This is a genomic window from Rahnella bonaserana (assembly GCF_019049675.1).
Lineage (GTDB): Bacteria > Pseudomonadota > Gammaproteobacteria > Enterobacterales > Enterobacteriaceae > Rahnella > Rahnella bonaserana.
Window position 1 is genome coordinate 81,975 of record NZ_JAFMOW010000061.1, and the last position, 22,049, is coordinate 104,023.

A 22,049-nucleotide genomic window follows, 5' to 3' on the forward strand; every position below is an offset into this window, starting at 1 on the left:
AGAGACATGACTGTTCGGTGCTCGCCTGGCTGCGCTCCGCCTCACTCGTGTCCCTACAGCGTTACTGTTTTAAGCGGCCCTACACGCAAAGCCGCATTTCGTTGTGACTCCTTCCTGCTCAGATTTTATCCATCAAATAACGATGCGCTTTGGATGCCGAGCTGGCGGCCTTGAAAATATAGCGTTTGTCGTTCCTCAGTGCTTTCAGCCAGGAAGCAATATAACTTTCATGCTGAACCGCTCCGACAATCCCCAGGTCCGCCATCAGGAACGCGCTTCCAAGCTCGGCGATCAACTCCTCAAACGCATAACCTTCACTACCAAACTTCCCTTTCATTTCTCGATTCAGACGGCTTTTACCACCACTCCAGTGCACCAGTTCATGCAGACCGGTGGCGTAAAAATTGGCAGCATAGGCAAAAAGATATCGTTCCGGTAAGTGAATTTCATCGGTTGACGGGATGAAAAAGGCGTTTTGTCCTTTCTCGATGATGTTTGCGCCACTCTTCCGTAACAGGTTCTCAGCCTGCGGCAACGGGTCAAATGTTGCTTCCGGGCTGACTGTTTCAGTTGTCAGGGCCAGGCCGTCGATTTGCTGAACGTTAAACACGGTGAAGGTTTTCAGCATCGGGATATGTTCAACTTCTCCGGCGTCGTTTTCCTTTTCCAAGGTCGCATAGAAAATGGCAGTAGTGCCGTGTTCTCCCTTGCGTACCTGCCCGCCTTCCGCTTTTGCCTGTTTGTAGGTCATCCAGCGCGAATCACTGAATCCCTGTTCTGACGCACTGTACCACAACAACATGATATTCATTCCACTGTAAGCAGCACCAGTCGCGTAGTTTGAAGGTAATCCTGACCTGCCACGGACAGGACCACGGCTTAACGCCTGTTTCAAGGGCAGAAATGATGCTGTCAGTGACTGTCTGATAAATATCGCTTTTGGTTTTGGAACATTTCGTTTTTGAGGAGCCTGACTGCTCCAGCGGGGATACGCTGGTCGCCGTTGCGGTGTTAGGGGCGCTAGTCTGGGTATGCAGGGAAATAGTCATGGTTTTTCTCCGTCAGTGGTGTGATTTTCGTCTTCGTATCGCCTGACGGTTCGCTTTGCCGACATCGTTCCGTCCCGCAAGGGCGCAGCATGCGTGCTATTTACCCTTGAGGGACGGGTTGAGTTGGGAAACGATTAGCCGGAAGCTGATACGGGAACGGAAAGCACACGGGAGAAAAAACTGCCCCTGCATAGCCGGGCGTAGCGCCCCTTACTTCGCAGTGGTGAAATGGGTTAAAAATTGTGGTTTAGAAATTGAATTTAACTGTATAACTTTAGACCTGATATAGCAGTGTTCTGAGGTAGAACACACTCAAATCTGACTTTCTGCTTTGAGCGAAAAGCGGACCCTGGCGTTCTTTATAAAAATCCGGTTTGTGTTGTTTTGCATTAGTTTAGAGACGAAAAATATTGCGTCGGTGATTTACCCAGTGCTTTTCTGAACATCGTAATAAACGCGCTGACCGAATCATATCCCAGCATTCCGGCGACGCGCTGCACGGACTGACCTTCTGCCAGATGGCTCAGGGCAATCATCAAATGCAGTTGCTGACGCCAGCGACCAAAGCTCATTCCTGTTGCCTCTTTTATCCGTCTGGCCAGAGATCGCTCGCTGATGGCCAGATGAGCAGCCCACTGCTTTAACGTTCGCCGGTCATCAGGCTCATTAAAAAGTGCCTCAGCCATTTTCCGGATTTTAGGATGATCCGATACGGGAAGATGGAGCGCTTTAACCGGCACATCTGGAATATGTTCCAGCAGCACTGCTGCGAGCCTGGCGGTTTTACTGTCAGGAGAATAAACCTGTCCCTGCTCTGCAAGATACAGAACAAGCTCGCGGACCAGAGGCGTAATCGCCAGGGTACAGCAGATTTCCGGCATCACCGCCGCGCCGGGCTCGATAAACAGAAAGTAGGTATCTGCATTCTTCGTGACCCGGCAACTATGAGGGACTTCACCCGGAACCCAGACTGCATGTCCCGGTGGAACAAGCCACAGCGCATCCTCAACCTTACAGCTCACTGCACCGCGCAAAGAGAGAATAAGTTGCCCCTTGCGATGAGCGTGCGGACTTTGACCGGCATACTCGCCTGACGATGATACATGCAGGGCAATAGCAGCCTGACTGAAAGCATCGGCGTTAAACTCCTCCGGCGAGGTCACCGGTTTTTTATTAACTGGCATGATTTAGCTATATGTTGTCAGGTTATCTATATTCTGTAACTCATGCGTTCTTTAAAGTCTTTCTTTTTTCCAGAGAAAGCAAAATTTATGTCCCACATTACGAACAAGTGGTCTTCAATCATACTTGTGACCGGCATCCTTTTTATCGCCATTAACCTGCGTGTTCCTTTTACCGCTATCGCACCCGTTTTAGAGTCTATCCGCCATGATTTTGGGCTAAGTATTACTGCAGTTGGGTTACTTAACTCGCTGCCTTTACTGGCCTTTGCCGCCTTTTCTCCCCTGAGCGCATCCATCTCCCGCAAGTACGGTCTGGAACGCACCCTTTTTGGTGCTCTGGCCGTAATTTCAGCGGGCATCCTGCTTCGCTCCACAGGCAGTATCTGGACGCTTTATGGCGGAACAGTATTGATAGGTATCGGGATTGCCTTGGGCAATGTCCTGCTGCCTGGCCTTATCAAGCGTGACTTTTCTGGCAGGGTGGCTTCCGTGACGGGGGCATATTCCATCACCATGGGCGCTGCGGGTGCCATTGGCTCTGCCATTGTCATTCCTCTGACGCAGAGCTGGGGCTGGAATATCGCGTTAGCCATGCTGGTTATTGCACCGCTCCTTGCGTTGCTTTTATGGTTGCCCCAGTTAACGAATAAGCATCAGCTGCCAGTTGCGGGTGAGAAAAAAGTGGCGACCGTCGCGGTCTGGCGCTCGCCTCTGGCATTGCAGGTCACCCTGTTTATGGGCCTGAATGCGATGCCGTTTTATGTTGCGGTCGGCTGGCTGCCAGCTATTCTAACGGACAGTGGACTCTCCTCAGCTCAGGCTGGCGAGGTACACGGCATCCTTCAACTGACCACCGCCATTCCCGGCCTGATTCTGGCGGCCACGCTGCGTCGTCTCAACGATCAGAAATTAGCTGCTGCTGGCGTCAGCCTGTTAACCGCAGTGTCCTTTATCGGCATCCTGTATCTGCCGGGTATGGCGATGCTGTGGGCCGCGCTTCTCGGCTTCGGCTCAGGTGCCAGCATGATGCTGGGTCTGACATTCATCGGGCTGCGTACTAAAAACGCGGGTGATGCTGCCGCCTTGTCAGGCATGGCGCAGAGTGTCGGTTATCTGATGGCGGCGATGGGTCCGCTGTTGCTGGGCTAAGTACAGGAGTTGTCCGGAGGCTGGACGGTGCCATTACTGATGACCGCAGCAATCGCAGTCGCAGGCGCCTGCACCGGAATGGCTGCCGGACGAAACGCTCACCTGGAACCTGCACTGCAGCCGGGCTGAATTCACAGATACAGCAGGGGAAAGCTCAGTTCCTCTGCTGAGGGTGCTATTAATTGTCGTTTTGAAGAGTCTTCCTGTTACCGGAGGCATCTTTTACCGGGAAGACCGTTCCTCTCCTGCGCCCTCGTTGAAAAGTCCGGCGACCCATTCAGCAAAAACACGCACGGCGGGAGAGAGAAAACGCTGATGCGGATAGAGCATCGTCACCGGCACGGAGGGGGGCTGCCAGTCCGCCAGAACCTCGACCAGTTTGCCTTGCTGCAGATTCTCCGAAATCACATTCTCAGCAAGCTGCGCCAGCCCAAAACCCTCAAGACACAATCTAATGTAGAGTCCCGTTTCGTTAACGGCTGCATCCCCCTCAACCGAAACAGAGAAGGTCTCAGTGCCTCGAGTAAAACGCAGTTCATTAGCGCGTCTTCCCGAACCGGAAAAGTAATGAATTGCCCGATGCTGTGACAACGCTTCAGGCGTCTCAGGGACACCGAACTTCCTGAGATAGTCCGGCGAGGCACAGGTCACCCAGCGAAACCGGCCAAGCGGACGGGCAACCAGCGTGGAGTCAGTTAATTCACCGGTTCGTATGACGCAATCCACCCCTTCCTGAACAAGATCGACCTGCCGATCGCTCACGCCAATCATCAGGTAAATATCCGGATAAAGCAGGAAAAAGTCTTTTAGGTTGGGCATGACGATGAAATGGGCGATCCCACCAGGCATATCTACCCGCAGCCGCCCCTGAGGGCGTCTGACGGAATCGGTCAGGCTGGATTCACTATGCTCAATCAGCGACAGGATCTCCCGGCATTGTGCCAGATACTGCAGGCCTTCAGGAGTAAGGCTGACTCGTCTTGTCGTGCGGTTCAGCAGACGCACCTGCAGGTATTTCTCCAGGTTTTTAATCGTACTGGTAACGGTGGAAGAAGGCAGAGACAGTGTTTCTGCCGCGCGTACAAAACTCCCGGCTTCAGCAACCCGCGTGAAAACCTGCATAGCCTGAATCCGATCCATCGTCCTGCTCCTGGGTAAAAGTGAGTCTGATTATTCGCGAATTATGAATGATGAAAACGCTTTAATCATCTTTTTCGGGCTAATGACGTGGCGTATCGTTTCCCCATTGATCAGGAAAGAGGCAAGTTTATGGCCGGTTACATCAGAAATATTGTTAACAATCAAAATGTCACTTCACAGGCTACGTTGGTTCGTGGCGCGACGATACTGAGCATGGACGAGAACATCGGTAACATTGAGCGTGGTGATATTCTCATCAACGGCTCAACGATTACCGCCGTGGGCCAGAACCTTGATGTGCCGGGTGCGCATATCATTAATGCCACCAATATGATTGCCATGCCGGGAATGGTCGATTCTCATCGTCATGCATGGGAAGGACAGCTGCGCCGCATTAATCCAAACGCCACCTGCCTGGACGACTACAGCAACGCCACACACTTCTCGTTCGCTAAATATTACCGTCCTGCCGATATCTATGTCGGCAACCTGCTGACGGCGCTGGGCGCTATTGATGCGGGCATCACCACAATGATCGATAACTCGCACAACAGCCGAACCGCAGCGCATTCCGATGCCGCCGTCGAGGCCCTGCTTGATACCGGCATTCGTGCCATTCATGCTTCCGGCGCACCGGTAGCAGGCGAATGGGATAAAGCGCACTGGCCGGGAAACTGGCAGCGTCTGCAGGATAAGTATTTCACCGACAACCCTGAAAGCCTTGTCTCTCTCGCCGTCATGGCCCAGCTGGAGCCGGAGTTGTGGGCCGAGGCCCGCAGGCTGGGACTGTCGATTGTCACTGAGTTCTTTGGCGCTGAGATGGGGTCTGAACTTGAGTCACTACATCAGCAGGGGCTGCTGGGTCCGGACAATATTTTCAATCACTGCACAGCGCTACCTGACCGGGGATGGGAAATTCTGCGGGAAGCGGGTGTCCGGGTGAACGTCTGCCCGCGCTCAGATTCGCACTATGGCATCGAAAGCGGAATGTTCGCCATAGCGGCCGCGCAGCGTCATGGCATAAATCCTGGCCTGAGCGTAGACAATGAAACATCGTACAGCACCGATATGTTTATGGAGATGCGCGTCGCCTTTTACCTGCAGCGCGTGATGGGCATGCATCAGCAGCAGTGCTGCGATTCCGAACATGCGCTGAAAACGCTTCCGGCGGCGCAACTCCTTAAAGCCGCGACTCTTGATGGCGCTGCCTGTGCAGGGCTGCAGGACAAAGTGGGCAGCCTGACGCCAGGCAAACAAGCCGACCTGGTGCTGATTAACGCCAGTGATCTCAATCTTTACCCGTCCGGCAATGCCTTTGGCACGGTGGTACATGCTGCCGAGCGCAGCAACATCGACACCGTCATGATCGGCGGGCGCATCGTAAAACAGAACGGTAAGGTGCTGGGCGTAGACAGCGCGCGACTACGTGCGGCGATTGATGAATCGCGTGAGCACCTGTTTGCCGCCTCTGGCTACCAGAGTAACATTTTTGCTGACGCCTTCCTGCCGCTGGAGCAGGAAGACTGAACGGGATGAAAAGCATGGGTATGATCTATTACGTAATCGCCTTTGCCGCAGGTCTGGGGATCACCCTGCAGACGACCCTGAACAGCCAGCTGGCAAAGGGACTGGGCGGCGACCCGGTCACTGCGGCGCTGTTTTCCTTCACGGCGGGCGCGTTCAGTCTGGGAGTTTACGCGCTGCTGCGGGGTGGGCTGATGACATCGTTAGTGGCGCTCCCGTCGCAACCCCTCTGGAGTCTGGCGGGCGGGCTGATAGGCGCATGTGCCCTGTTCAGTTATGTCGTGCTGGCGCCGAAAATCGGGTTTTCAGCGCTGCTCGGGCTCGCGATTGTCGGACAGTTACTTTCCTCGCTGATGATTGACCATCTTGGCTTGCTGGGCGCTGTGCGGCGTCCGGTTTCGTTACTCAGGCTGGGGGGAATGGTTGTCATGCTGATCGGACTTGCCGTCATGCTTTTCGGCGATCGGCTCTCTGCACGTTTTCTGCAGTAACTGCGTTATCCACTTGCCCTCGTGCAGTAAGACTTTTTTATCCGGAGGATTAACATGTTTTCAATTGCAGCTGATGTCAGAAATACGCTAGGAGAGTGCCCGCTGTGGTGTGAAAGAACCCGCAGGCTCTACTGGACTGACATTGAAGCCAGCGAACTGCTCGCCATAAAAGAAGGCAATGATGCTGTGATGCGCTGGTCGCTGCCTGAACGCCTTTGCTCCTTTTCCCTGACTGAACAAAGTCACATTCTGCTGATGGGACTCGCGTCCAGGCTGGCTTTCTATGATCTCAGCAGCGGATTGCTTACCACAGTGGCCGCTTCACCAGGAAACACCGGTACCCGCATAGGTGATGGACGGTGCGACCGTGCCGGTAATTTTGTCTTCGGAACGATGGATGACGGTTATCCCGTTAAAGGCATCGGTAAGTTTCACCGGCTCAACGCGACGACGCTGACTGTTGAGACGCTTGCACTGCCCGATGTCGCTATACCGAACAGCATCTGTTTCAGCCCCGATAGTGGCACGCTTTATTATTGTGACTCGATGCAGGGTCGGATTATGTGCTGCGATTACCCCTCGCTGCAAAACCAGCGCGTGTTCACCAAAATCGAAGGCGGCGGCGCGCCTGATGGTTCCTGCATTGATGCACAGGACTATCTGTGGAACGCAGAATGGGGCGGCAGTCGGGTTGTCCGATACAGTCCGGGGGGAGAAATACACAGTATTCTTTCTGCTCCAGCCCTCCAGACAACCTGCCCGGTGCTTGGTGGTTCGTCACTCCACACACTTTCATGTACCAGTGCCCGGGTAGGCCTCGCAGAGCCAACCGCTTATGACGGTGCGCTTTTCAGCATTCGGTCACCTTTTTTTGCCGGATTACCAGAAAGCCGTTTTGCAGCGCACAAAATATAACCTCTGGCATTTGATCAGATTCAGGCTGAGAGAAAGCGTCCGCTTCTGGCACTAAGCAGTCGGTCATTCTGGTCTACTATAGTACGTAACATCCGGGCGTGTTCCTGAAAACGGTCGTAGAAAGTGCGGACTCAGTCGTTCCCTGGCCGACGCCGGTCTCGGTGAGTTCTTCTGGCTGCTCGAGTACAAATGCGCCTGGCACGAGGTGAAGCTACTGAAAGTGGGCAGGTGGGAACCCAGCAGTAAACTCTGTTGTTCTTGCGGTGAATTCAATGCTGATTTGATACTGGCCATGCGGACATGGACATGCCCCAGCTGCGGCTCCGGGTTTCACTGATAGCCCTGGGCGTATCCGGGAATCCTTGTCGGGTATGTAAAAGGTTGAGCAAACCCACCGGCGTGGTTGCGTTCTTTGTCGCCATAGCAGCGGTGAGCTGTTGCTAACGTCAACAACGCTGGGGAATTGAAGCGTTGTTGAATTTGACTTATTAGATGGCCTTACTTCGATATTCAATTTCTAATATCGCCTTTGTCATTGCCGCAATAGCTATAGCATCTGCCATAGTCAATTCAGGCTTGTCTAGGCTTCCGTGTCCAGCAGTAGGTAATTTGTTACGCAAATCATAAATATCTTTAATCGCAACAATAAGGTTATTAGATAAGCTTGACTTTTTCTTGAACTGTTCAAAAAAACCACCCAATGATTGATTTGATACATTTGGGTTTTGAGAAATATCTTTCGCCATTGTTTCTAAAATATTAGAGGCGGCGTGCAACGCTCCTGCCGGGTCATTGGAATCTAAACAATTATTCATTCTACTTATTTGCTGAACAATATTGGGGTGCAATTTTTTTAAGTAATCACTCCCCAAATTTTCATTGAACTGTTTAACATGACTAAAGACATCGCAATCCAAATAAAACCTAGGAGTAACAGTCATCCATGAATACTTCCAGTCATTTTTTATATTATCATTTGCCGCAATACGCACACCTGTATCCTGATCTATTTCATCGACATATTTACACATGTAATCAGCATAATAGTAAAAATACTTATATGATATTTCAGGGCAAAAATTACTGATCGATGAAATACCTCCATTTTCATTTGAATAAACTGAGGGTAATTCTTCATCACATAAAGATGAAAATTTAGTTCTTTCCCAATACTCACTCAACTCCTCTTCTTTTGTATCCGTTATGCCCGCTATCATTTTGCTACGTTTAAGCAGAACTACACTGTCATGGTATCGAGGGCAGCTATGCGAATTCGCGTATGGGCATACTGTTGCCGCATTTCGATTATGACTCTCGTTATCCCACCAATTTTTATCAGGAATAATTCTTTGCATAATTTGGTTGTTATCTCGCGATTAAATGAATTTTTAACTCTATTCATAGCTTATCAGCTCTACCATACCTGCCGCCACTGTAAGCATCCCCGTACGAGTGCCATTCGAAAGTGGATGTCACCATATCGAGGTGTCATGTGATAGATTGCCTTTTTGAACGCTTAAATGGGAAACAAAAAGTGACCTCTGAGTCAAATCGAATTTCCGCTGCAAGCACCGCCTATGTCGATGCAGTATGTCGTGCGTGGGGGTGGTCATGGCAAGAGGTAGGACAGGCCGATGATGACGGTTTTGATGGGCTAGTGTATCTGCGAAGCAAAAGGATTAATAAAGACCGACCAAAAGATCGCCGATCATGGAAACATGAATTTACTGGGGGCCTAATCCAAGTCCAGGTGAAGAGTGGGGCAAGCTACGTGGACTATACGGGTGAAGACTTTCTCGAAGTTAGAATTCCAAATCTTGAAGTCAAGCGAGATCTTTGGAGCAAATCACCGCTGCCTGTTGTGCTGGTTTATGTAAAGGAAGCATCGCCGGGAAAACTTGTAAGCCAAGCTTGGTGGGCAGATCTCAAGCGAGCGGACTCCTATACTAAACGGGGCACGGTGATCGTCCAGCTAAAAAACAGATTCCAATCGGGCCTGGAGTGCATTCGACCATTTTCACGACTTGCTACCGGCCAGCATCGAGCGCAGGGGCTCGTGGAAATTGACATGACGCAGAAGAGTAGTCTACCTGCTCGTATTAATTCGTTTTCTAAACCAATTAAGTTTGCAGCCTGGGATTTTTATAGATTGTGGAAGGCCGCAGGTGCCACGCATCCCACACTTGGTGAGGTCATAGTTAATAGAACGGGCTGGTCTCACATTACGCGTGTAAAACGACCACTTGCACGTATAATCGCAAGCTTTGAGTTGTTACCTACCGCCGCGCGTATTATTGAGACAGTCGATACATGGCATAGGCTTCGAAGAGGTCTAAAGACTCGAAAGTTTCCAGGCGGTTCATGGGCGGAATACGACTACGTGGGGGTCTCTGCGTTAGTAAAGTGGCCTGCGCGGGAAGCATCTGAGGTAATCGTGATACTTAAGCGTGAGACTACCCTAAGTGAAGAGCTGATAGCCAAAGACTCTAGCGCAAAGAGCGGTATTAGAGTTATAGGAACAAAAACTTGGTTCTATTCCGTGTACGAGCCCGGTAGGCGTAAAGGAAAAACTTGATCGGTGCGTCACTCTCAGACTGATCCAGACGTACTAGGAAACCCAATACCGGCAGGCTAGGTAAGAGTTAGCCGCTCTCTATTGTGTGCGCACCGACCAGCGAGCACAGTACCATAACCACGAGTTAGAGGTCTATACTTAGTAGAAACGGCAGCGCCAGAAGCTCACGGCGCACATAGCGTTCGCTGAACAGAAAATCTCAATAATTTCTCTCCGTTGCACTCACCGGTGAGAGTGCAAAAGCATTGTTAAATGACAACCGGTAAGCACAAGGATTTTTAATGATTGGAATAATTGGTACAACTTCCATCGAGGTAAGGAAAGATCAGGGCTCTAAAATTATAACCATCACGCAGAGAGGTGCTTCAAAAAGCAATGTTATACCTTCTGTGGTTGTGGTTTGCGAAGATGCAATTGCGGCGAAAGTTCTTGATCTAGTCAATGCGGAAACTAAGGGTTCATATAGGGTTGTTACCGCAGGGGCTTGGGGTAATATGGCGACTCTATTGTATGGAATGTACTTCTATCGAAGGCATCTGCAAGAGACAGGTGACACAAGGTTTCTAGAGGTTTTGTGCGTCACGGATGGAGATATAACGCCTGACTGGTTTCAGAAGGTCATAAAGGAAACTCATCGTGGAACTCATGCACCTGATCACATAAAAGAAACTCTATCTTTAATAGAGCAGAGTCTGATAAGTTTTAAATTGTCAGACCATCCGGAAAAAACAAAAGGAATACCGGAGTACAATCACAAAAAGTGGTTGGACGAGATTTCTGAAGAGCATGTCAATAAATACTTCGAAACTCGCCTTGCAGAATTGAATTCTTTCCTAGAGAGGAGTAAGCGTGATCAAGAGGGTGGAATCGGTATCGAGATTTGGCATATTAAGAAAGAGATTTCAGAAACGCTACGCATTATTGAGGTTTCCCAGAAAATGAAGTTCAAGGCTGTTGATGACTTAGTAGATTATCACGCTTATTATAAGCGTATCTCTGCTGTTTTGAAGCGCGGAGATACGCTGATGCACTATCACCAGCATGACATAGTGTATTCAGTGCTAAGTATCATCAGGAAATTTAATCCTGTACGTTGGCATGCTTACATAACACCTGTTAAAGAGGCTATGGAAGAGGCGTCATTTAATCAAACTGAGGTATTCAGGAAGGATAGGTTCAACAATACAGAAATTTTATGATGTATTCGAATTTCTATGGCGAGGGCTATAGAATGGTCTATTAGCTTGATAAATTATGACCGGGTGTAGGATTTTACCATAAATTACCATGCGGGGTTCCGGTCATTCGAAGCATTGAGTAACCATATTGATGTCATCTACGAACGAGGAGCTGACGCAACGTAGGTGGCCTAATATTTACGAGTGAACCTTTTAAATTCTAATACTTAATCAGAATGTCTGTTGTGTCGACCTCATCTTTCGTTCTGCTTTTCTTACCATCTTGTTGAAAGCCGCCCTTGATTTGATACGAGTAATGTCTGCCTTGCTTTTAAGTAATATTTCTTTAGGTTTCCATCCATGATCAGCGTCTATTCTCAATTCATCACGGACATTCTCAGATAATTGAGCGACATTCAATCCTAAATCCATATAAAGCTCACGCCTCAACAGGATATAATCCCCCATAAACATTGGGCCGAAATTTGGATTGTCAGTCATTTCTCGGAGTTTATTTTTGATTTTCAATAAATCAATGTCGATGGATTGCAACCTGTAAATGAGTGTTGGTTCAAGATACTTGTGCTCACCTTTCACCGTACTCATATCGAAAGTGGGAGGGGCGACTTGTGTCTTTAAATATTCAGGGGATTCAGGTTCTTGAAAGGTTTCATCAAATCCTCTATCCCATGAAGCTTCAGCGCATTCACTGACAAATTTATCCAGAAGGAATACAAGTTGGACGCTGATGTAAGTGCGTTCTGTTTTACTCTTTCTCCTATCAAAAACTATCTCTTTGACCAAATTAAAAAAAAGTGGAATTCCCACAGCAGCAGCGCCACCAAGAAATCCTTGCATACCAGGACTAAGGTTGAACATATGAGCAATCATCAAGAATTGAGACTTGTTCGATTTTAACTTATATCAGGAAGAATAAGATATTTTTTTTGTGAATTAGAATTCAAATAAGATAGAAAGATTCTGCTACTCCATTCTATGCAATCATTGGCCTTACCTACGACCGCTTATGGCACTTTTCGACCAGTTACCACGAGCATTTCTTCATCATAAACTGCCGGGATACACACAGCTTAAAGCAATCTATCCCGGCGCGTTGTGCTAGCCGTTAATCAGACGGGCTATCAACTATGAGCCTTCAGTGATATCAGACAGGCTCCTACGATGGTCAGGTTGCAGAGGCTCTGGCCATGGTACGTGCACTGAACAAGATGACAAAGGCAGGCATGCCAGAAACGAGCGAATTGCCTGAAAACCCCACCGGCTACGGGAATATTTACCCCAAATCTGATTTATTCAACTAAGCCTTACTGCGCCTAAAAAATTATTCATTCAACATAATTATAAGTGAATTAAATAATTATTGTCGGAATCACTTTTACATCTAGTTTATTAGTACCTAAACTAGAAAGGCTATGAGGGTTAATTAAAACCCTAAGATCAGCCATTAAATCCAATACATTAAAATCCCAACTTTGCTTTATTTTATTAATAACTGGCAAAAGCGTTGGGTCATAATTAGAGCGTTGTAAGGGCCCTAGAGTCATAAATATTTTCATCGTGCCAATTGCATTATGAAAATCCTTAATTATCCAATGGTCACTTTCAATAATTACGATATATTTTGTTCCCTGATTTGTTTCAACCCATTGACCAGTAATATTAGGAGGCAGTGCATTATGATCAAGATGACGGAATACGCGAGTTTTCACACCTATCCCAAAACTATAAAAACTTCCCTTTTTTTTACCCCAAAAGCTTTCTAACATCAACTTTTCTCCATAGTTTCCTTCAACCTCTCCCAGAAGACCGAAATTTTTTTCTTCGCCTTTCAATACAATGCACAAATCCGCATAGGAAACATGCTGACCAGCTTCTTGTAATGTAATTTTATTAAAGCCGATCAATTCAGGATTATATTGCTGTGCAAATCTTAAACCGCTTAAAAAATCTTTACCACTTACAAAAACTCCGTACTGTTGAGTCTCACTCAAAAAGTCATAGTTATATAACTCTGATATTTTTAATACGATATTTTTATATACTTCATGACCTTCACTACTAGTCAGGAAATGACATATCAAAGTTTGAAGGCCAAAATTTTGTAGAGATTGTTGAATGTTATTAAAAAACCGAATCCTGCCTTATTTACTAGATTACCCAATGTAGGCTCAACCCCAGACATAAATGATGATTGGAATCCGTGACTAAGCGTTTTTTGTTCATAGATAGTTTCTAATATTGCGCAATAATGCATTGCCCAATAAGAGTTTTTATCCGTAAAAATAGCAGGTTTTATTATTTCAACTGTATTATCCATAAAATCCTCATCGACATTTCATTAAAAATAATGTATTTTTATTTTACAGAATGGTTTTGAGAAGAAAGAAGACAAATCAACTCTTCAAAAGAGTTGACATTGTATTTTTCATAATTCAAATGAATCAGTCTATTCTCTCTATGAAATCTTTCATTCAAACCAAAAAGATCGACCGTAAACTTACCCTTAGGCTTTCCATCAATTAGATCGTATGCACCAGTATTATGATTTAATTTAAGATGTTCTGAACGTTTATCAAGATATGGATGGATTAATTTAAAATCACAATTTCTGTATGTATCCCCTAATTGATTTATGGTATCACTGTTTGATTTATAATCGGACCCATTACATATCGAACAAGCCAAAACTAAATTTCGTGTGGTAAATGTGTATATTTTATACTCTGACTTAGGCGCTATATGTTCTCTTTGTATGTTTCTGTCTCCCGCTTCTCCAACTCGATAAGAAAACTTAAACCCACAATATGGACAAAAACCATCCTGTAACTTGAGTAAATGTTGCTTAATTTTATTTTTTAAATCATCCCTTTCCTTTCTAATCAAACCTAGAGAACTAATAGAACCATCCCAGATCTGTGAATGCTCAAGATCAGATCTAATCAAGGCATTTATTAATTTTCTTTCTTTTCTAGAGAGATATATTTTAAAATTAAATGATTCAATCTCTTTAAAGTCTCCCCTCATAAATTTTCCTTTTTTACAATTTCCTCAGCAGCTTTAAGTGTGTTTTTTATAGGGTTTGACTCATCAAAATCAAATCTATTTAATCGATAAAAAGCCTTTTCAAAGAGAGAGTAGTTTTCCACATTGTGGTTAGTCATGTAATCAAATAAAATTCTCAAATCTTGTTCAAAATACTTATTATTGTATCCGGTTATACCGAAAAACGTATACAGCGTATTTTCTGGTGACATCCCAAAGGATTCAGGATAAGTATTTTGCAAATATACCTTCCTATTTAAGGTACTTAATTGCATAGAAATTATTGTCGATGATAACTTAGATAAATTTGAAAGAATAAAATGTGAATGAGTTGCTATAATTGTATGACAGCCTGTGAAATTTTCAATCGCCAAATCTAAAAGCCTGCAAAACTCAATTTGCCAATTCGGGTGCAAACTTATCTCAGGTTCATCGATCAAAATTAAAGAGTTATCGTCAATGTTGGCTATGATAGATAACATCACCCTAAGTATATTAAATTCGCCTGAACTCGCTTCATTAATATCATATCCATCATGCGAAAATAGAGATAATCTTTCAACCGAAAGAATACGTGCATCAACAAGTTTTAATACTATGTCTAAAGTATTTACATCACTATTATCGTCGTCATTACCTAAATTAAAATTAAGATCAGCGTATTTACTCTGATTAAAATCAGATAAAATAGAAAAGATGTCACTTTCATTGCCAATATAATATTCAGAAGACAAAAATCTGTTCAGAGATCCATCACTAAGACTAGAACGAACGTTATCTTTTTCAAAAAATTTATTATAATTCTTCCCTTTCTTTATAACTATTCCCACTGACCTTTTGAAGTTTAATTCATTCAAAACCTTTACAGCACTGTCTTTTTTCTTTTCATCTAATAATATGGTGATTAAGTATTTCAGCATATCATCATTGACATTGGAAAAGAATATATTATTAGACGCACTTCTTAGCCCAAGATATATGTAATTAGGTGAATTTCTAATTCCATTTTTTGTTGGGAAATAAAATTTATCCTTATAACTATTAGTTACGGCAAGTATTTTATTTTTTTTGAAATAATCGTTATCGCTTGATTCTGATACTATCCGCCCATTAGTTAATTTTAACTCATATTTAAATCCGATTGTGCTAATTATTTTCTTCTTTTTAGCGGCATTCGCGCTTAATTCGCACAAAAAAATATCACATATGCAAGAGAGAAATGAACTCTTTCCAGCACCATTGGGCCCAATGACGACTGTCTTTAAATTTCCTTTCTGTTCAGAATTAGATACAATCACTTCAGTATCTATAAACATTTTATGTTCATACAGTTTCAACCTTTCAATTCTCACAATTCTATAACTCCACATGAAATTACATTCAGCATCGAACTCACCCTAAAAACCCCCATTTAAATAACTTGTTACACTCCCCTAATAACATATATTTAAAAACCTGCAACCGCTTAAATAACACATTCTTCAGCGAGCTGTTCACTTTATTACATTTCGAAAAAAATACAAGATAATTGGAATAGTTCAACAAAGATTCATTCCATGCGGAGTATAAATGATATGAAAGAAAATAGTCCCTTAATGTTACTATATGAAATCTACCAAAAAAAAACTCCAGTTGATGCCACATATGATATTTCTATAAAAAACAATCCCCTCTAGACACAAACTTATCGCTCATACCAATCATTGTATTTAGCCATAAAAGCGTCTGCTCACAACCAACTAAATACCAACAAAATAATTATCACGCCATGTATTTTCTCTCTCACTTCCTTTTTTGATTTTAGCATTTCCCTCCTAACCCCGATGTAAGCATGACCCGCTCCCCGTATGTGATCCATTCATAATCAGGAATAACCGGCAGTTTGACCCGAACCCCGTATTAACTCCGCCCATTATTAGAAATTACCGGTTCGTTTGATCTGTCATTTTGCTCTGACCCGGCGGATTTTTGGGCATATTCTACCGGCGTTTGCCACCCAAGGGAAGAATGGGGTCGGCTCTGATTATAAAATACTCTCCACGCCTCGATTTTGCACCGGGCATCATCCAAAGACATAAACCAGTTCTCATTCAGGCACTCTTGCCGTAGCCGGCCGTTGAAGGATTCTACAGTAGCGTTGTCCGTCGGTTTGCCGGGACGGGAGAAATCTATCTTTATCTGACGCTCGTAAACCCATTTATCAAGCATTTTACCGGCAAATTCGCTACCGTTGTCAGCTTTCAGCATCAGCGGTAATGGACGGTTGAAGGCAATAGTGTTCAGCATATCAATAACATCGCCTGCCCGCAGATTTTGCCCCACGCAGATCCCCAGACATTCGCGAGTAAAGAGATCGATAATAGTTAACAACCTCAGGCGACGGCCGTCATACAGTGCGTCTGAGACAAAATCCATGCCCCAGATATGATTTGGGTGGTTCCCTTGCTGTACTGGTTGGCGGGAACGGGCTGATTTATTTCGGTGAGGACGTTTAAGCCGCAATGACAACCCCTGGTCCCGATACAGGCGATAGATTCTTTTATGGTTATCGCGCCAACCCTCACGCCTGAGCAGGATATGCACCCGTCGATAGCCATAATGGACGCGCGTTTCGGCAATCTCCCGGATACGCAGGCATAAGGCACCTGAATCACGTGCGACCGAACGATATCGCACTGAACTGCGGCTGGCGTTGAGCGCGCACCACATACCTGACGCTGACTGGCTCCATAGCGCGTCTGCAAGTCGAGGATCCATTCACGTAACCGCGCCAGCGTCATGCTTTTTTTGATAGCACATCCTGCAGCATGGCTTTGTCGAGGCTCAAATCGGCGACCAGTTTCTTCAGCCGGGTATTCTCCTCTTCCAGTTGCCGTAAATGCTTCAATTCAGAAGGTGATAGGCCGCCGAATCGTTTTCGCCAGGTGTAAAATGTGGCATCGGAAATGCCCAGCTTGCGGCACACTTCCGGTACGGGCGTACCCAATTCGGCCTGCTTGAGCGCAAACGCGATCTGCTCTTCGGTATAACGGGACTTTTTCATCGGCATCACCTCCGTCAACGGAATGGTTTTATCATGCCGGATTTCCAGTTTTGGGTGGAGCAGAATCTTGGGGTAGGGTCATAACAGTGCCAGCAGTAAACGAGAATGGTACATATATGTGTAACAACTCAGAATGGCTGAACCAATCTCAGGTGATCAATCGGGGTAGCAATTTCAAAGCTGCATCAACGACGTTATTTCGCAAGGTCGAAATATTCTACCTGTACCGGTTGGCATACGCTGACTGCCCCATGTCTTCCTGTTGTGGGTGCAAACTGAGAGTAGCTCGTTGCCATATTGAGGAAATAGCTCAAAGATCATCGCGACACCTCATTCATAGAGGACTAGCCGGATCTAGCGACTACCTACGAAGCAAGAATATCGGCAAGCAAAAAAAGATAGCTCTGTGATATCATTTCTGTACCCAAGCACAGCGAGGCAGTATGGTGAAAGGTCGGAATCTCTGATTTAACTTGGCATCGATATTGGGAAGATATCAAAAGGAGTCAACGTGAGCGACGAGGAAGCAAGAAAGTATCCGCATAGCGCTATTTCCACTTGGAGCGGATTCGTCTACCAAGGCAAAGTGGCGCTCTATCATTGCCTCAAATTAATTAATGCAGGTAATAGTGGATTCGAGCTACAACTGGATAGCACAGACGATTTTGCGATTTACAAAGATGATAAACTCATCAGCGCCCATCAGGTTAAAGCAAAAATCGGCGATTATCGCAGTAACTATAAGGACGCTTTAGAAAAATCGGCCGCAATAGAATTAGATAGAATAGCAGGGATAAAAAGATATTTTCATATATCCCAACCCATAAACGACCATAGTGATTACATAGATGACAATCACGAACGAGTTGAGTTTTATGTATATGGTGAATCTCGACACTGCGAACTCGACAAGATAGAAGAGCTAACGAAAGAGATTATTAAAGAAATCTATTCCCGTCAGGCCATGGTTTTTGATGATAGCCTTATAGATGCAAATTACTGTCTACTATCAGATAAAATTAGCTCACATGCGTTAGCCATTCATACAAAAATACAAAATGATGGTGACGCTCAACGTAAAGCAGCTTATCAATACCGTGTAACTGAAGAAAGTATTCTTGCAGACATAACAGACTCAAATCCATACGAAAGAAAGGACTATTACGCGATTGAGCTAAAGGCGCGCCTCTACACCCACCTGGAAGAAAGACTCGCTGAATCACTCCCGGGTATGTCGGACGTAGCCTACGAAAGAGCAAGACGTATCTACGAGCTTATAAGAATCTCTGAGGGTGGCGATTTCAAAACACTCTGCCAATTGATGAAGCCCTCAGAAAAGTTTTCACGTATTCAGAACTCAGATATACGTCGATACACGAACCTCGTACACACCATTAATGTTGAGCCAATTTTAAAACGACTACCGCACTATTTAGACAGTAACAATAAATTTTACGCACCGACGGCGTTATATTTGCCAGAACCAACAGACAAAAAATATTGCACCTCTGAAATTATCGCTGAAATAAAAAACAACGACGATCTAGGTAGGCTGTTGTTCGAATTCAACAATCTTATTGCAGCCAAGGCTAGCGAGAGCTTCATAATTGACACCAAGTATACAAACTGCTTCGATATAATCTCCACTGACGATCAAAACCGCATCGACAGCAACATCACCAAAAGTTTATGCATCAGCATTTTAACAAAAGACGACGCAGAGGCTCGACTTAAATGATTATTGACCTCATACACCAAGCTCTAGATGCACACAATTTCTCCAAAGTACATGAGAACAACACGACAAGTTTCTATGTTCGAGAGAACGGTACGGCGATCCGATTTGCCGTTTTGCACAGGTTAGATAATTTGATGAAGCCTGGAGATCTTAACGCAACCATCAACCAGTCTGCGCCGGTGGCATTTACAGCTGATCCCGCATTTAAAAAAAATTGCGATTTAATCTGCATTCATCACCTCGACAAGTTGGCCGAATTCAAAAATTCTGAAGAACAGATTTTTGAAATCGAAGAAGACCCTCACTTCTACAAAAAATACGTACTTTACTATAGCGATACAGAAGTTGAAGCCATTAAAGGACTAAACTTCGCAAAGCTAAACGAATTGATTTCTGATAAAAAACAATTTGATGCTTACAAAAAAGAACCCACATCAGCCACTAAGTACAGCGCAGCTGCCAAAATATTCATTAAGCTGCCTTTCTTGGCACTTAATATTAATAAAGTTGAACTAGTTCCACTCCGTTTACAAATTGAAGAGGCTGTGGCAGAAGTCGACCTTACTAAGACGTATGAAACGGTACAAAAATACGACCAATTAAATGCAGAAGATCTGATAAAGGAGCTGATTAGCGATGAACTGGCAAATTTCCAAAATTGAGATTTCAAGTTTTAAAGCCTTCAAACAAATTCATCTGGATTTCGGTAGCTCATCACTTTTGACATTAGATGGACCAAATGGATTTGGCAAAACTAGCATATTCGATGCTATTGAACTATTGCTAATCGGCAGAATAAAACGAATTTGTAATCTATTTACAAATTTAATGATGAACAAAAAAACGAATTACGAAGACAATCTGCTTTGGAATAACCGTTCAGGTAATAATGACCTGACTATCAAAATAGAGTTTATTAATGGTTCGCGTAAGCTCACTCTAGCAAGACATACTCCCGCGTCAAACTTTCATGAGAAATCAAATAATCGAGCAGACCAATTTATCCACCTTAAGCTTTACGAGTTACCCGAATTCTCATCAAACAATTATGTAGCAGAAAACCTTCGCAACGAAAATTTTATTGAGGAACTTTTTGGCGAAAACTTCAAAGAAAACTTTTCTTACTTGAATTATTTGGAACAGGGCCAAAACCAGCTTCTGCACACACGAGTAGACAAACGTAAAGAAGCGTTAAACAACCTCTTCAATATTAGTGACGTGAAAACAGAAACTGATAGCTGTAAAGCTATCGCTTTGCGACTCACAAAGTTCATCGGCGACCCAAAGCGTGCTGCAGATTTATCAAGGTTAGAAACAGAGGCCAATTCACTCAAGAAAATGATTCAGGCTGACTTGGGTGTAATTGAATATAAAAAAATCTCCACTGCAGTGCTACAACCAGGCTGGGATAATGAGACTCCCTTCCCCACCTACTCTGCGGAAATTCATAGAGAATATATTGATAACATCCAGAATCTTCAAAGACTGACTCTACTAAAGAGTGCAATACAAACCAGAGATAAAAATGATTCTATTGAAAATTTTATTGAACTTAACAAAGATTCTATAAAAAGCTTGGCTCGTTTTGGCAATGATTTGAACAAGCTGGATGGTCTCGAATCCATCAAAAAAAAATTGAACGAGCTGCTCAAATGTGGAGGGATTATCAAACGTGGCGCTACAGTCATCAAGGCCCATGAGGCCAAGAGCCTTGTGGGATGGCCCCAGGGACGTCTGGAATTGTTCCTTGAGCAAATAGTTACCCGTGACTCGCTTCAGCAAAAGAGCACCTCTAATACCAACGCTGCTGCCGAGCTGAATCGTCTAAAAGCAGAACTAGTGAGTGAGCATACTAAACTCTATCCTGACGATCAGCATTGCCCACTGTGTGGGGCGGACTGGCAATCCCATGATGCTATGCTGCAAAAGATTGAGTTCCGATCCACGCAGATCAATAATGTGCTAAATGCTGATGGTCAGGCCCTGATAAATCTCACTGGACTAATGTCTGCAGAACTAGCCCAAATTGGCGCTCAAATACAAGGTCGGATAACGCAGTTATCCGTTGGCTATAACAGTGCCCTACACAGCTCCCTACTCCGTGATAAAGCCCGGTTGCCAGCGATTAACCAACTCGCCTCCCAGCTTCAAGCCTTAGGGGTACAATTAAACCATTCATTCTCCGAGAATGATGAAGAAGTGGACACTCGGATTCAGGCTCTAACAGCTTTCATCAGAAGCCAGAAAGCAGCTGAGACAGAACCTCTGCCGCAAGATTGGAGAAATATCATCACATTTGCTTTCAAAGAGTTGCAGGACTTTTATATTGTTGAGCTTCAGAAGCTGAAAGACAAAGAGCTGTATATCTCAGCTAAAGCAAACGAGGCCCAGAGCGTAAGGCTCCAGCAGTGCCTTTATGAGCTACAGGTCATTCAGCGTGAAACCGAAGCAGCGCAGATTGCTAAAGGCAAAGTGACTAAACTAAAGGCTACTTTGGAGAAAACAGAACGCCGCTACTCGGAACAAACGATTGCTGAAGTTGAGCTCATTTTCCATATTTATAGCGGAAGGCTTATCCAAAACTATCAGCGTGGTTTGGGTCTGTTTATTGAAAGCAAAGATGGTAAAGAGCTCAGGTTTCTTACAGCCGAGAAGTCTGAATATGATGCGATTCTGTCGATGAGCTCTGGGCAGGTGTCGGCGCTCAGCCTAGGATTTTTCCTCTCGCTGAATAAAGTTTACTCCCGCGTGCCGCTGATCCTGATCGATGACCCGTCCCAGTCGCTAGATGAGGTGAATATCGCCTCTTTAACTGATCTTCTTCGCTGTGAGTTCAGCAATCGCCAGTTAATCGTTTCCTCGCATGAGGATGACATTTCCTCCTATATGCGCTATCGGTTCTCCAAGGCTGGTCTGAGCACCCGATCATTAAACATGCAACGCTTAGCTAAGGAAGCTCTAGTCGCTGCGGGCTGAGTCATTATGACAGGGGCATATGGA

At 45.1% G+C, this 22,049-nt stretch carries 17 protein-coding genes and 4 pseudogenes; 11 read left to right on the plus strand and 10 right to left on the minus strand.

The window, feature by feature from the left end:
* Positions 1-118 precede the first annotated feature (118 nt).
* Positions 119-1,049, minus strand: a pseudogene (locus J1778_RS10985) (ArdC family protein).
* A 389-nt stretch (positions 1,050-1,438) separates the two neighbouring features.
* The gene (locus J1778_RS10990) at positions 1,439-2,233 is read right to left on the minus strand and encodes an AraC family transcriptional regulator (protein WP_154904336.1); all 795 of its coding nucleotides are present in this window, start codon (positions 2,231-2,233) and stop codon (positions 1,439-1,441) included.
* A gap of 87 nt (positions 2,234-2,320) precedes the next feature.
* On the opposite strand from J1778_RS10990, the pseudogene J1778_RS10995 reads away from it, so the two are divergent.
* Positions 2,321-3,511, plus strand: a pseudogene (locus J1778_RS10995) (MFS transporter).
* 93 nt (positions 3,512-3,604) lie between these two features.
* Here the strand turns inward: J1778_RS10995 and J1778_RS11000 are convergent.
* Positions 3,605-4,522, minus strand: a complete 918-nt coding sequence (locus tag J1778_RS11000; protein WP_131010642.1) for a LysR family transcriptional regulator — start codon at positions 4,520-4,522, stop codon at positions 3,605-3,607.
* Between the two features lie 129 nt (positions 4,523-4,651).
* On the opposite strand from J1778_RS11000, the gene J1778_RS11005 reads away from it, so the two are divergent.
* The 4 genes from J1778_RS11005 (at position 4,652) to J1778_RS24865 (ending at position 7,789) form a co-directional block, all read left to right on the plus strand.
* The gene (locus tag J1778_RS11005) at positions 4,652-6,049 is read left to right on the plus strand and encodes an amidohydrolase family protein (protein WP_131010641.1); all 1,398 of its coding nucleotides are present in this window, start codon (positions 4,652-4,654) and stop codon (positions 6,047-6,049) included.
* A 14-nt stretch (positions 6,050-6,063) separates the two neighbouring features.
* Positions 6,064-6,537: a DMT family transporter gene (locus J1778_RS11010; protein ID WP_131010694.1), complete on the plus strand. Its 474-nt coding sequence runs from the start codon at positions 6,064-6,066 to the stop codon at positions 6,535-6,537.
* Positions 6,538-6,591: 54 nt separating this feature from the next.
* A complete protein-coding gene (locus tag J1778_RS11015; RefSeq protein ID WP_131010640.1) occupies positions 6,592-7,452 on the plus strand; it encodes an SMP-30/gluconolactonase/LRE family protein in 861 nt (286 codons plus the stop codon).
* A gap of 175 nt (positions 7,453-7,627) precedes the next feature.
* On the plus strand, positions 7,628-7,789 hold the full coding sequence (locus tag J1778_RS24865; protein WP_391520543.1) for a zinc ribbon domain-containing protein: 162 nt from the start codon (positions 7,628-7,630) through the stop codon (positions 7,787-7,789).
* Positions 7,790-7,940: 151 nt separating this feature from the next.
* Here J1778_RS24865 and J1778_RS24585 read toward each other — a convergent pair whose 3' ends face one another.
* Entirely contained in the window at positions 7,941-8,807 is an 867-nt protein-coding gene (locus J1778_RS24585; protein ID WP_131010639.1) for a hypothetical protein, read from the minus strand.
* 179 nt (positions 8,808-8,986) lie between these two features.
* On the opposite strand from J1778_RS24585, the gene J1778_RS24870 reads away from it, so the two are divergent.
* Together J1778_RS24870 and J1778_RS11035 are read left to right on the plus strand one after the other, a co-directional pair.
* Positions 8,987-10,027: a DUF4365 domain-containing protein gene (locus J1778_RS24870; RefSeq protein ID WP_224378618.1), complete on the plus strand. Its 1,041-nt coding sequence runs from the start codon at positions 8,987-8,989 to the stop codon at positions 10,025-10,027.
* A 281-nt stretch (positions 10,028-10,308) separates the two neighbouring features.
* Complete coding sequence (locus tag J1778_RS11035) at positions 10,309-11,226, plus strand: hypothetical protein (protein ID WP_217173190.1); 918 nt, start codon at positions 10,309-10,311, stop codon at positions 11,224-11,226.
* A gap of 210 nt (positions 11,227-11,436) precedes the next feature.
* Here the strand turns inward: J1778_RS11035 and J1778_RS11040 are convergent, their stop codons facing one another.
* Complete coding sequence (locus J1778_RS11040) at positions 11,437-12,084, minus strand: hypothetical protein (RefSeq protein WP_121525798.1); 648 nt, start codon at positions 12,082-12,084, stop codon at positions 11,437-11,439.
* A 299-nt stretch (positions 12,085-12,383) separates the two neighbouring features.
* Here J1778_RS11040 and J1778_RS24590 point away from each other — a divergent pair.
* Positions 12,384-12,527: pseudogene (locus J1778_RS24590) on the plus strand (hypothetical protein); the annotation flags it as partial.
* A gap of 48 nt (positions 12,528-12,575) precedes the next feature.
* Here the strand turns inward: J1778_RS24590 and J1778_RS11045 are convergent.
* From J1778_RS11045 to J1778_RS11065, 5 genes and pseudogenes are all read right to left on the minus strand, one after another.
* On the minus strand, positions 12,576-13,217 hold the full coding sequence (locus tag J1778_RS11045) for a hypothetical protein (protein WP_217173191.1): 642 nt from the start codon (positions 13,215-13,217) through the stop codon (positions 12,576-12,578).
* Positions 13,218-13,303: 86 nt separating this feature from the next.
* Complete coding sequence (locus J1778_RS11050) at positions 13,304-13,543, minus strand: hypothetical protein (RefSeq protein WP_217173192.1); 240 nt, start codon at positions 13,541-13,543, stop codon at positions 13,304-13,306.
* 38 nt (positions 13,544-13,581) lie between these two features.
* Positions 13,582-14,250 (minus strand): HNH endonuclease, encoded by a 669-nt coding sequence (locus J1778_RS11055; RefSeq protein ID WP_121526076.1) that lies wholly within the window; start codon positions 14,248-14,250, stop codon positions 13,582-13,584.
* Positions 14,247-15,638: an AAA family ATPase gene (locus tag J1778_RS11060; protein WP_131010637.1), complete on the minus strand. Its 1,392-nt coding sequence runs from the start codon at positions 15,636-15,638 to the stop codon at positions 14,247-14,249. The genes J1778_RS11055 and J1778_RS11060 overlap by 4 nt, the downstream gene beginning before the upstream one ends.
* Before the next feature lie 529 nt (positions 15,639-16,167).
* Positions 16,168-17,311: pseudogene (locus J1778_RS11065) on the minus strand (IS3 family transposase).
* A gap of 511 nt (positions 17,312-17,822) precedes the next feature.
* Here J1778_RS11065 and J1778_RS11070 point away from each other — a divergent pair.
* The 3 genes from J1778_RS11070 to J1778_RS11080 are packed head-to-tail and all read left to right on the plus strand — an operon-like array spanning position 17,823 to position 22,025.
* Positions 17,823-19,049 (plus strand): ABC-three component system protein, encoded by a 1,227-nt coding sequence (locus tag J1778_RS11070; RefSeq protein ID WP_121526008.1) that lies wholly within the window; start codon positions 17,823-17,825, stop codon positions 19,047-19,049.
* Positions 19,046-19,711 (plus strand): ABC-three component system middle component 1, encoded by a 666-nt coding sequence (locus J1778_RS11075; RefSeq protein WP_121526007.1) that lies wholly within the window; start codon positions 19,046-19,048, stop codon positions 19,709-19,711. Before J1778_RS11070 ends, J1778_RS11075 begins: the two co-directional genes overlap by 4 nt.
* Positions 19,686-22,025, plus strand: a complete 2,340-nt coding sequence (locus J1778_RS11080) for an AAA family ATPase (RefSeq protein WP_121526006.1) — start codon at positions 19,686-19,688, stop codon at positions 22,023-22,025. The genes J1778_RS11075 and J1778_RS11080 overlap by 26 nt, the downstream gene beginning before the upstream one ends.
* The last annotated feature ends 24 nt before the right edge of the window (positions 22,026-22,049 follow it).